The organism is Ahniella affigens, from assembly GCF_003015185.1.
GTDB lineage: Bacteria > Pseudomonadota > Gammaproteobacteria > Xanthomonadales > Ahniellaceae > Ahniella > Ahniella affigens.
Genome location: NZ_CP027860.1, coordinates 252,470 through 264,463 on the forward strand (window position 1 = coordinate 252,470; position 11,994 = coordinate 264,463).

Sequence of the window (11,994 nt, forward strand, 5' to 3'; positions counted from 1 at the left end):
ATCAAGAGCGCCGCGCCAGGAATTCGCCCGCTCGACTGAGTGCGGCTTTCAATTCCGGCATCAGGATCGGCTTTGGCACGTAGTCGTTCATGCCCGCATTCAAAAAACGCTGCTTGCTGTCTGACATGACATGCGCCGTGGCCGCGATGATGTAAGGCCGGTCGGCAAATTCGGGGCGGGCGCGAATCAGGCGCGTGGCTTCGATGCCATCGATCCCAGGCATTTCGACGTCCATCAGTATGACGTTGTAGTCGCCGCCTTGCAGTGCGTCGATCGCCTCCTGACCATCGCTGACCAGACGTGGCTCGATCCCCAGCGATTGCAGCATCAGCTCGATCAGCATCTGATTGACATCATTGTCCTCGGCGACCAGCACCCGCAAACTGATATCGGGCAACGGTGTTTGATCGTCTGCGGCTTGTGCGGGGCCCGGGCTGTTTGCGCCTGGCTGCTGAATCAGCCGGCCAAGACGGTCGAGCAACAGGCTCGGGCGGATCGGGCGGGACAGACTCAAATGGTCGTCGCGAACGCTGACCCCCAAGCCCAACACGCGCAGTGTGGGCAGCGGAAAATCGACCGGTAGGCGCACATCGTCATCGACCACGACCACGTCCGGCGATTGGTGCCGGCGCAGATCACCGATGGTTGGATGATGCTCAACGCTCGCGCCGAACAACACGAGTTGTTCGATCAGAGCGTCGCGCGCATGGCCTTCGTCCATGACGATCGCAATCCGCCGATCGTGCATCCAGTCCGCGGGTCCGGGGCTTGGATCGGCGAGCGGCAAATCCAGTCGAACCCGGAAGCAGGCGCCCTGTCCGGGCTCCGATTCCACCGTGATTTCGCCATGCATCAAATCGGCCAGGCGTTTGCAGATCACGAGCCCAAGGCCCGTGCCGCCAAAGCGCCGCGACATGGACGTGTCGCCTTGGCGGAATGGCGTGAACAAGGTGCGGAGCACCTCCGGCGCAATGCCGATCCCCTGGTCGCGCACGGAGATCCACAAACGCGCGGTCGTCGCGCTGAGTGACCACAGGTTCGCCTTGATTTCGACATGGCCAGCAGGCGTGAACTTGATGGCGTTCGACAGCAGGTTCACCAAAATCTGGCGTAGTCGCGCGGGATCGCCGATCAGCCGAGCGCCGATCTGGAAGTCGAACACGGCGCCAAGGCTCAAGCGCTTGACCTCAGCTTGCGGGGCGAGGAGGTCCAGCGAAGACTCGATCACGTCGGCCAGATCAAATGGGCTTTGATCGAGTTGCATCTGACCGGCATCGATCTTCGAAAAGTCGAGCACGTCGTTGATCAAGTTCAGTAGCAACTCAGCGCTCGAGCGGAGCGTGCGCGCCATGTCTTGCTGACGGTCATCGAGCGGGCTGTTCAGGAGCAATCCGGTCATGCCGATGACGGCGTTCATCGGCGTGCGGATTTCGTGGCTCATCGCGGCCAGGAATGCCGACTGCGCGCGCACCGCATGCTCGGCCGCCAGCACCGCACGCTGCAGCGCATCGGCGTGCTCTTTCTTCTCGGTGATATCGATACTGACCCCAGCATAGCGCCAGGGCGTGCCATCGCGACGGTTCAACACGCGGCCGATCGACTCGATCCAGCGATAGCTGCCGTCGGCCTTCAATACGCGGAATTGCTGACGCTGTACGCCCGGCACCGCCATGGATTCGAAAAAACTGGCAGTCAGCGCCTCGCGGTCGTCTTCGTGGACGACTTCCAGCAGCGATTCCAGACTGTCCGGCGCGCGCCCAAAGAACTCCAGGTCGCGATTGCCGCCGCGCCGGGTCTTTGATTCCAGATCGTATTCCCAAACATTGAGGTTGGCTCCCTCCACTGCGATGCGATGCCAGTTCTCGCTTTCCAGCAGGGCTTCTTCAATGGTCTTGCGGAGGCTGATGTCCCAGAACACGCCATTCGCGCGATGCCGATCGAGCAAGTTGGCGCGCAGTTCGACCCAGGGGGTGGCCGAACCGACTTGCAGGCGGACCTCCACATCGTCAACCGGCAAACCGTGGTGCAGTCGTGCCAGGTAGCGGGACAAGTCGCGGCGGCTGTCTGGGTGGACAGACAGCGGACCAATCCGCGTACCGAACACGGCATGCGCATCGTCGGAAATCAGCCACTCGCGGCGGCGAAAATCAAACTGGAACCGGCACATGCGCGCAGCCTGCAGCGCGGCACTGAGTTCGGCCTCGCGCGTCGACAGCGCGGCTTCCATTTCTTTGCGATCGGTGATGTCCCACACCACGCCGGCAATGATTTCGGCCTGCCCTTGACGCTCGGAAATGACCTTGCCGCGGGAATGCAACCAACGCACCTCCCCATCGGGCTTGCAGATCCGGAATTCGCTGCTGTAGAGCGTGCGGTCGCGGATCGCGGTTTCAAAACGCTCCTGATCGAGTTCGGCATCGCCCGGTGCCACCGCTGCATCGACATGACTGCCTTCTTCGTCGGCATCAAAGCCAAACAGGGCGTAGTGATCGCCCATGGTCTGCCGTCGCCCAGTGAGCAGATTGCGCTCCCAGGACACCATGCGTGCCGCTTCCAGCGCGGCGCGCATCCGCGTCTCGGATTCGGTGAGTGCGAGCTCGGTGCGTTTGCGTTCGCTGATGTCCCACGACACGCCACCCATGACCGCCACGCCGGCTTCGTCAATCAGCAGCGGGCTGCCGATCGAGCGCACCCAGGTCGCGACACCATCATCACGAATCAGCCGGAATTCGGCGCGAAATTCGGTCGCATTGGCAACCGCGCTTTCCCACGCGTCGCGAAACAATGCGTAGTCATCGGGGTGTAATCGGCCCCAAGCACGCTCGATCGGCTCCCGGCCGGAACCCATCAGCTCCAGCTTGTCGCCAAACGAGCGGCGCTCACGCGTCCGGAGATTCCATTCCCAAACGACCATTTGCCCCGAGCTCAGCGTCGTGCGCAGCCGTTGCTCGGTTTCGCGGAGCGTGAGCTCCATTTCTTTGCGTTCGCTGATGTCCCAGGCCAACCCAGACATGGTGACCGTGCCATTCGCATCGACTTCCGATGGTGAGCCGATCGACCGCAACCAGCGCACCTTGCCTTCGACATCGATCACCCGGAACTCGTTCGAATACGGGCTGCCATGCTCGGCGGCTTGGTTGAACAGCCACTCGTCGCGTTCCCGATCAGCCGGATGCACCGCGCCCTTGGCATCGTCGATGCCGGCAATGTCTCGACCCAGAATGACTTCCTGGCGGCCGAATGACCGACGGGAGTGATCCCGCAGGTTCCATTCCCACGCCACCATGTGGCCAGCACTCAGCGCCCGGCTCAACCAGCCTTCGGTTTCCTCCAGGCGCATTTCGATTTGCTTGCGCGGCGTAATGTCGAAGACGATGCCCGACACGCGCAGAAGATTGCCGTGGGCATCAAGGCTCGGGCGTCCGCGTGACTGCAGCCAGCAGATGCTGCCATCAGGCCGGCGGACACGAAACTCCTCATCAAAGGCTTCGCCATGCTGAAGCGCGCGCTGGTAGGCCAGAAACCGCTCACTGGTGCGGTCTTCCGGCAGTACCAGAGCGGTGACTTCTTCAAGCGAACTTGGGCGCAGCCCAAACAGGGCCTCATCGTCACCAATCGAATGGCGGATGCGGGTGGTCGCATCGTATTCCCAGCTGACCATATCGGCCGCCTTCAGGGCCTGCGCCAGGAGATCAGCATGGCGGTCGGCCTGCTGCTCGGCGCGCTTCCGATCGGTAACCTCATACGTCACGCCGATGACGCCGCGAACGTCCTGGTCGGCGTCCACATAGCAGCTCGCATGGGTGGCATACCAGCGTTCCTGGCCGTGGCAATCGACGCGCCGGAACTCATGTGACAGCGATGCATTGGCATTGCCGTCCAGGCCCAGAGCCTCCAGCGCCTCGATGATCCAGTGGTCGCTTTCGGACATCCCGCGCAGCATGTCGGCGGCGCTCTTGATCGGTTCGCCGAACAGTTCGAGATCCAGGTGGCCGCCCAGATGCTCGCCCGTATCCAGGTTAATCGCCCAGGCATTCAAACGGCCCAGGCTGACCGCGTTTTTCAATCGCGCCAAGTCGATCGACTCGCCGACGTGCAGCACGTCCCGGCAATACCGCTGCTGCCCGGCAATCAGCGCCCGAACCCACGTGTCCGAACAACTCGGGGTAACGAGGTGCGGACACACTTGGGCCAGGCTTGCGGCCAGATCGATGCATTGTTCCTGGCGCGTGCCGAAGACGATGGCGGCGTGTCGGTCCAGGCGCAGGTTGGTTCGCAACTCGGTCTGCGCCAACCAAGTATCGATGTCCATGAGGTAGACGCCGCCTTGCGGCCCATGCGCGCCAAAGGCACCGAGACTGGTTTCGGGCAGGCAGAGACAGGCAATGCCGAGGCTTGCACAGCGCTCAGTGGCGTAGGCGCCAATCGCAAATACCGGAATACCCGCTCCCTGTGCCATGGACGCCCGGGCTAGATGCGCGGCTTCGGATCGGTTCGCTCGGCCAGCATGGCGCTTGACCCCGGATAGCAGACCCGATTGCGCCCCTCTGCTTTGGCCCGGAATAGTTCGGAGTCGGCGGCGCGCATGAAGTCGGCGCTGGTCTGCATGCCCGGCAGCCATTGCACGACGCCAACACTCGTAGTGATCCGCCGGACGCCGGTTGGCAGGTTGACGCGAAGCGCCTCAACGGATTCGCGCAGCCCCTCGGAGAAGCGGACCGCTGCCGCCAATGGCAGGTTGGGTAGAATGATGGCGAATTCCTCGCCGCCCAAGCGGCCGGCCACCTGGTCGGCGCGCACCGATTGGCGGATCTCTTTTGCCACGGCCTTCAGCACTTCGTCGCCAGACAAGTGCCCCAGTTCGTCATTGATCCGCTTGAAGTGGTCGAGATCGACAAACGCGAGCGACAACGGCAGGCCATGGGCGGCCCGGGCCACTTCCGACTCCAGCGCCTCGCGCCAGACGCGACGATTCGGCAGCTGGGTCAGCGAATCGACCGTCGCCATTTCGACCATGGCTTGCAGGTAGCGGTCTTCCAGGCTCTCCCGGCGCAGAAACTTGATGACGATTTCGCCCACCTTGATCTGGTCGCCGTCTTTCAACTCGCTGAGCTCAATCTGGCCATCATTGATCATGGTCGAATTGGTCGAGCCCAGATCGCGGACAAAGAAGCGGTCGCCCTCGGGCCAGACCTCGCAATGCAGACGCGAGACGCTGCGATGCTCGATCTGCATGCTGCACACGGGGGCGCGGCCAATCGTGACCGGCTTGTCGATCAATTCGACGGTCTTGCCGAGGTTCGCACCATGAATCACCACCAGGCGCGCACCCGGGCGCATATTTGCCTCGCCAGGCACGACGCGTAGGCGTTGGGTGGTATGGGGATCCGGGGTCTGCGCCTTTTTCACGCCCCGAGTGTAGCGGGCTGTTCGAGCTTCGGAAAACAAGCGGGCATGATTGTTTCGGTGCGGGCGGAGCGTTTTCGGACCCGATCCCGCCAAACCGTGGCAGGTTCGTGAAACCGGGGGGCTGCTGTCACACTTCGGGAATGCGACATTTCCTCATGACCCTGGTCGGCTGGCTGACCGCCTTGATGATCACCCTTTGTCTGGGCGGCCTGTGGGCCTTGCTTGGCATGTTGTTTCGGGCTGATCTGGCTGCGTTTGCCCTGGTGATTGGGGCCTCGGCAACCCTGGCGAAACCCTATCTGGCCGGAAGCAGTCCGCTCAGGTCTGGAGTCGTCCTGGCGGTGGCAGCCTGGGTCGGGATGTTCTATGCGCAGGTGTTGCGCGCCACTATGTGGGTCGCCCAGGCGTTTGATGTGCCGTTCTGGGACACGCTCAGTCGGATGGGCTGGCAAATGGCTATTGACCTGGCCTGGGTTCGGTTGTCGGGCCTGGGCCTTGGTCTGATGTTGGCCGGAACCCTCATCGCGGCGCTGCTTGGCGCCAGGCGTCGCAATAATCAGTAACCAGTCCAACGACAGGCGGTCAATTCCGGAACACGGTCGGCATGCCCCACAGCCGGATCGGAAAGCGCTTCGCGAAAGGGTGCTGGAGTACTCCTTTTCTCTTGGAGGCGCTGGCTAGACTTTTGGCCTTCCGATTTCCTCCCAGGAGAAGCCCATGCTTCGGCGCATGTTTCGCGTTCTGCTCCTTACCGGCGTCAGCCTTGGCTTCCAGGTCCACGCCCAGGACGCCATCTTCGGCGGTAACGGTGGCAACTTCGAGGACCGTTTCACGCAGCCAGACAGCGATGCTGATGCGGCACGGTTTCTAACCCAGGCGACTTTTGGCCCAACCCCGTCGGCCGTGTCCTCCTTGCGTTCGCAGGGCTTTCAGAGCTGGTTTGATCAGCAACGATTGGCGCCCATCACCTCGTCCCGCGCGTATCTCGATGCGCTGACCACCGCAGGCGTGACGGGCCTTGGACAAAACCAGCGCGTTGACCGCTGGTTCCATACGGCGGCATTTGGTAACGACCAGCTTCGACAGCGGATGGCGTTTGCGCTCTCACAGATCCTGGTCGTCTCGGATCAGGTGGACGCCCTGAGTGGCGATCACTTCGGGACGTCGGAATACTGGGACATTCTGGCCCGTAATGGTTTGGGAAATTATCGGACGCTTCTGGAAGAGGTGACCCGCTCGCCGATGATGGGTCGCTATTTGAGCCACTTCCGCAACCGGAAAGCCAATCCGTCCGGGTCGATTCAACCGGACGAGAACTACGCCCGCGAAGTCATGCAGCTGTTTACGATCGGTCTGATTGAGCGCAATCTCAATTTCACGCCGGTCCTGGATATCAATAACCAACCGTTGCCGACTTACGACCAAAGTCAGATCACCGAACTCGCCCGCGTGTTCACGGGCTGGTCGTATCGTTGTGCCGCGTCCCAGACCACCTGCGACACCTATCGCGGTCTGACGACGGGCACCAATGCCGTACCGAATGGCTACCAGCCGATGGCGTGCTTCCCAGCCTTCATGGACCATGGCGCCAAGACCATCTTCGGCGGCATTGTGCTGCCCGCTGCCGGGGTAACGTGCGGTGCCAACAATACGAGTGGTGGGCTGCCAGACACGACGGGCACGCCGACCGACGTGAACGTGCAGAACCAGTGCCGCGCCTATTGCGAAACGCAGATGGTTGCGACCATGGACTACCTGTTCAATCACCCGAACACGGCGCCGTTTATCAGCCGCCAGTTGATCCAGCGCCTGGTCACCAGCAATCCATCGCCGGAATATATCGAGCGCGTTGCCACCGTGTTTGAAAACAACGGCAGTGGCGTCCGCGGCGACTTGATGGCGGTCGCCCGGGCCATTCTGCTCGACGAAGAAGCTCGCATTCCGCCCATTGATCCGGCTGCGCCTTACGGCAAGGTCCGGGAGCCGCTATTGAAGCTGACTGCCGTTTGGCGTGCACTCGGGGTGACCGCACCAGCAGCCGGCACCGGTGGCGAGATCCAGATGGGCATTCGCAGCCCGCAGACCAACCTGTTGCAGCGGCCGCTCGGCGCGCCAACCGTATTCAACTTCTATGAGCCGGACTACCAGCAGCCCGGCGCGATCGCCACAGCCGACCTCTATTCGCCGGAATTCCAGATCATGAACGAGACCACCCTGGTCACCGCGAGCAACGAAATGTGGAACCGCATTTATGCGGGCTACAGCACGTCCAGTGGTGCGTTCACATTGCCGACTACGGCGGCCTATCTGAGCTTTGCCGACTTGTCGGCATTGGCGGCCAATTCGAGCAACGCAACGTCCCGTGCGCAGTTGCTCGATGCGCTGAACGTCCGGCTCCTGTACGGCACTATGTCGCCGCAGCTGCGCGCTGTGCTCGACAACATGCTGCGTTTTGATCTCGTGTCGCTGGATGGCAACCGCAAGGTGTTGGACTTGGTCCACCTGATCGCCATTTCGCCTGAATTTGCCGTACAGCGCTGAGGAGCCCCCATGAACAGCAATCGTCGCGATTTTCTGCGCAATACGGCCCTGGCACTGTCGTCGGGCGCTGCCAGTACCTTCATGCCCCAGCTGGGTGCGGCGGCAAACTTGCTGAGCGCCCAAGGCAAGGCGTTTGGCAACTACAAGGCGCTCGTGTGTTTGTACCTCGCTGGTGGCAGCGATACCTGGAATTTCCTGGTGCCACGCGATGCCACGACCGCCGGCTCGGCCTATGATCTCTATCGTGCAGCCCGTGGTGGCGTCTACAACGCGTCCACGAACACCGCCGGTCTGGCCCTCGATTTCAACGCACTAGTGCCGATCAGCCCCGTGGGGCAGCCGGCCAACAGCTACGGGTTGTACCCGTACATGACCAATTACGCGTTTACGCCGCAGGGAGGCTCGCCGACAACGCAGAACGGCATGGCAACCCTGTTCAATCAAGGTCGCATTGCCATTCTGCCGAACATCGGCACTTTGGTGGAGCCCATGACCAAGGCGCAGTACCAGGCCAACAGCAAGCGTCGACCGCCGCAGCTTTACTCGCACAACGATCAGGAAACGTTGTGGGGCTTGACCTCGTGCAGCAGTTCTTCGGCAGCCTATGGCTGGGGTGGCGAAGTCGCCGCGCGCGTCGATGATGGCAATCAACTGACGACGCTGGCACCGTGCATTTCGTTATCGGGCAGCAATCGATTCCAGGTTGGCCCAGGTGTGTTCCCCTATCAGATGTCGACCAATGGTGCCGCGGGTCTGTCCAACTACGCGGGCACCACCAATGCCGGCGATCAGCGCAATGCTCGCCTGCAACAGCTGCTGGATGACACCAACTACGCCCACCCGTTCCAGAAGGAATACCGCGACATCATGCGACGCTCGCTGGACTTGTCGGTGACCATTAGCGCTGCTCTGGGAAATTCAAATGGCAGCGGCAACGTCGTCACGCCATACCAGCAGACCGCTGCCAACAACACCGCTGCAGCGGTCACCTACAACTACAACGGCACGAATTTCACGGCCTCGAACTCCTTGCTGGATCAGCTACGCATGGTCGCGCGAATGATCAAGATTTCGCATGCCAGTTCCGGCGCTGGTATTGGTCATGAGCGGCAGATTTACTATGTGCGTCTGGGGGGCTTTGATACCCATGACAACCAGATGAGCGAGGGCAACCAGCCGCGTCTGATGGCCCGTATCAATCAGGCTGTAGCTTGGTTCTATCAGGCAATGCTGGATCTCGGTTACCAAAACGACGTCACGCTGTTCACCATGAGCGAGTTTGCGCGCACGCTGAACTCGAACGGCAACGGCTCCGACCACGCTTGGGGTGGCGTGCAGTTTGTCGTTGGCGGGGCCGTGCAAGGTGGTCGCCTGATTGGCACGATGCCAACCGTGACGCTGAACGGCACGCAGTCGCTCGATCGCGGTCAGTTCATTCCGACCACCGCGAGCGACCAATACGCGGCCAGTCTGGCGCAATGGTTTGGTGTGCCCGCAATCGACCTGCCGACCGTGTTTCCGAATCTCGGGAATTTCTCGGCGCCAACATTGCCGCTGTTCTGAGCGGGTCTCCCGCATCCGCCGGAACCGGTTCCGGCGGATGCGATGAAAAATCGTGTCCCGACCCCAGTCATCCGGGCCGGACGCGGGCAATTGTTGCGACATCGCTTGACAGGATGCGCGCCGCTTCCAATCATGCCCGGCCCTTCTCATTTTTGGCCTCGCTGCGCGCCAGGCATCGCCACCATGCTTCGACATACCCTTTGCGCCGCCCTGGCTTTGACCTTGGCCGGCTGCACCAATGATGACGGTCCAGACCTGATCGTCGACCCCACCACTGCGCTGGAATGTGGCCAGCCGGCCACGCCGATTCACGTGATCCAAGGCGATGCCGCCATGAGTCCGAAGAAAGGTGAACTCGTGGAAGTCGAGGCCGTTGTCAGTGCGCGATTCCTGCAGGGCTTGGGCGGCATCTATCTGGCCACCCCTCAGGGCATGGACGATCAGAACCCGCAGACCTCTGAAGGCCTGTTTGTCCGGCTGACCGAACCACCGAAAGATCTACCGCGCTTCGCCACCGTCCGCGTGCGCGGCCGCGTTGCCGAAATCGGCGATGCGCCCGATACCCAGACGGCGCTTGTCGAAGTCAGTGCCATGGCCCGCTGCGGCAATCCGCAACCGTTTGGCCCGCAGGCGTTCTCGGCGGTGCCGTCCACTCTGGCCGACTTCGAAGCCGTCGAGGGCATGCGGATCAAACTGAAAGGCCCGGCGACGCTGATCGACAATGATCGCCTGCTGAGCGACGGCGAACTCATCGTGTCGCTCGATGGTCGCGATCTGGTGCCCACGGAACGCCACGCGCCAGGCCCCGAAGCGCGCGCCATTGCCGAGGGCAATCTGGCAACGCGGCTGACCCTCAGCGATGCGCGCGAAACCATGGATCCGGATCGCATCTGGTTTCTCCGCGAACAACCGAGCGCGGACGCGCCGTATCGCCTCGATTCGGCGTTGTATGGCATTGACGGGGTGCTGGATCAGCTCGGCGAAGGCTATCAGCTGCATCTGGCCGAACCGATCGACCGGGTCGATCAGGCACCGCGGCCGACTGCGGCGCCGCTGGTTGACGGCGATCTCAGCATCAGCGCGTTCAATGTGTTGAACTTTTTCAATGGCGATGGGAAAGGCGAGGGCTTTCCGACTGAGCGTGGCGCCGAGACGTTCGACGCGTTCAAGCGCCAGCGCGCCAAGATCGTTGCCGCGCTCTCGGCAATGCACGCCGATGTGTTCGTGCTGACCGAAATCGAGAACGATGGCGAAGGCCCGGAATCGGCCGTGCAGGATCTGGTCGATGCATTGAACAAGAAGCTCGGATCGGAAGAGGGCGACTACGCGTTCGTCAAAACGGGCGCCGAGCGCGTGGGCAGTGACGCCATCAAGGTGGCGATGATCTACCGGCAATCGCGGGCGCAGCCGGTCGGCAAGACACTGATTCTCGACGTGCCGCCATTCACGGGCATGGGGCGTGCACCGGTCGCGCAGGGTTTTCAGGCTGGCGCGATGGCGTTCACGCTGATTGGTAACCACTTCAAGTCGAAGGGCGGTTGTGCCGATGCCGAAGGTCCGAATCAGGACCAGGACGATGGCCAGGGCTGCTACAACGCGGTGCGCACCGAGATGGCGCGAAACCTGCTCGACTGGTTGGCCAGCGATGCCACCCAGGCGCTCCCTGCAGCGCGTCTGATTGTTGGTGACTTGAACAGTTACGGCGAAGAAGACCCAGTGCGGTTGATCAAGAGTCAGGGGTATGTGGACGTCGTTGCCGAATCGAATGGCGAGCCGGCATACAGCTTCGTTTACGCAGGCGCCGCCGGGCGTCTCGATCACGCGCTCGCCAATCCGGAATTTGCAAAGCTCGTCGGTGGTGCCGAGATCTGGCACATCAACGCCGATGAAAGCGATGCGTTTCAGTATGGCGAAGCGGGCGTCGATGCCAAAAGTCGCAAGCGGCGGTTCCGTGACGACCCGTTTGCGAGCTCGGATCACGACCCGGTGCTGATTGCATTGCGCGCGGATGACGCCCGAAGTCCCGCAGTGACGCCCTGATCATCGAGAATACCGGCGATCCCCATTGCTTCTGGAGTCCCCCGCATGGCCAATCGGTCCGACCGCGGCAACGCGCTGCATCGCTTGGCCTGGTTGACGGCAGCATCCTTCTGGCCCCTTGTCGCGAGTGCCGGAACGGTGCGCGTGGACGGCATCGACTACAGTCTCAACACCGACGTGGCGCCAAACTGGAACTACAGCACCAACGTGCTCCAACTCGGCGCTAGCTCGCTTGCGAATTGCTTCCGGGAAGGCGGCGGCTTGCCGAGTACAGGCAGCTGGCGAATCGATTTTGCCGGAGGTTCGACGTCGATCTTTACGAATTCGTCGATTCACCTGACGACCTCCGGTCCACAGGTCACGATCACCTCGGTTGATGGCGATCTGCAGTGTTCAGGCGTCTTTGTGCCGGTCGTGTTTGCAGATGATTTCGAATGAGGC

General features: G+C 61.9%; 7 protein-coding genes. 5 read left to right on the forward strand and 2 right to left on the reverse strand.

Annotated elements, in window-relative coordinates; all coding sequences use genetic code 11:
* Position 1: 1 nt before the first annotated feature.
* Positions 2 to 4,459: a PAS domain-containing protein gene (locus C7S18_RS00905; protein WP_170113038.1), complete on the reverse strand. Its 4,458-nt coding sequence runs from the start codon at positions 4,457 to 4,459 to the stop codon at positions 2 to 4.
* 11 nt (positions 4,460 to 4,470) lie between these two features.
* The gene (locus C7S18_RS00910) at positions 4,471 to 5,409 is read right to left on the reverse strand and encodes a GGDEF domain-containing protein (RefSeq protein WP_106889772.1); all 939 of its coding nucleotides are present in this window, start codon (positions 5,407 to 5,409) and stop codon (positions 4,471 to 4,473) included.
* Between the two features lie 155 nt (positions 5,410 to 5,564).
* On the opposite strand from C7S18_RS00910, the gene C7S18_RS00915 reads away from it, so the two are divergent.
* From C7S18_RS00915 to C7S18_RS00935, 5 genes are all read left to right on the forward strand, one after another.
* A complete protein-coding gene (locus C7S18_RS00915; RefSeq protein WP_106889773.1) occupies positions 5,565 to 5,972 on the forward strand; it encodes a hypothetical protein in 408 nt (135 codons plus the stop codon).
* A gap of 154 nt (positions 5,973 to 6,126) precedes the next feature.
* Entirely contained in the window at positions 6,127 to 7,950 is a 1,824-nt protein-coding gene (locus C7S18_RS00920) for a DUF1800 domain-containing protein (protein WP_106889774.1), read from the forward strand.
* A gap of 9 nt (positions 7,951 to 7,959) precedes the next feature.
* Positions 7,960 to 9,513 (forward strand): DUF1501 domain-containing protein, encoded by a 1,554-nt coding sequence (locus tag C7S18_RS00925; RefSeq protein WP_106889775.1) that lies wholly within the window; start codon positions 7,960 to 7,962, stop codon positions 9,511 to 9,513.
* Between the two features lie 183 nt (positions 9,514 to 9,696).
* Positions 9,697 to 11,553 carry an ExeM/NucH family extracellular endonuclease gene (locus C7S18_RS00930; RefSeq protein WP_106889776.1) on the forward strand — a complete coding sequence of 619 codons (1,857 nt, stop codon included), beginning with the start codon at positions 9,697 to 9,699 and terminating at the stop codon, positions 11,551 to 11,553.
* Positions 11,554 to 11,598: 45 nt separating this feature from the next.
* On the forward strand, positions 11,599 to 11,991 hold the full coding sequence (locus tag C7S18_RS00935) for a hypothetical protein (RefSeq protein ID WP_106889777.1): 393 nt from the start codon (positions 11,599 to 11,601) through the stop codon (positions 11,989 to 11,991).
* The last annotated feature ends 3 nt before the right edge of the window (positions 11,992 to 11,994 follow it).

Coding starts and splice junctions, on each gene's coding strand:
- C7S18_RS00905 (WP_170113038.1), bottom strand. CDS start 4,459: ATGGCACAGGGAGCGGGTATTCCGGTATTTGCGATTGGCGCCTACGCC.
- C7S18_RS00915 (WP_106889773.1), top strand. CDS start 5,565: ATGACCCTGGTCGGCTGGCTGACCGCCTTGATGATCACCCTTTGTCTG.
- C7S18_RS00920 (WP_106889774.1), top strand. CDS start 6,127: ATGCTTCGGCGCATGTTTCGCGTTCTGCTCCTTACCGGCGTCAGCCTT.
- C7S18_RS00925 (WP_106889775.1), top strand. CDS start 7,960: ATGAACAGCAATCGTCGCGATTTTCTGCGCAATACGGCCCTGGCACTG.
- C7S18_RS00930 (WP_106889776.1), top strand. CDS start 9,697: ATGCTTCGACATACCCTTTGCGCCGCCCTGGCTTTGACCTTGGCCGGC.
- C7S18_RS00935 (WP_106889777.1), top strand. CDS start 11,599: ATGGCCAATCGGTCCGACCGCGGCAACGCGCTGCATCGCTTGGCCTGG.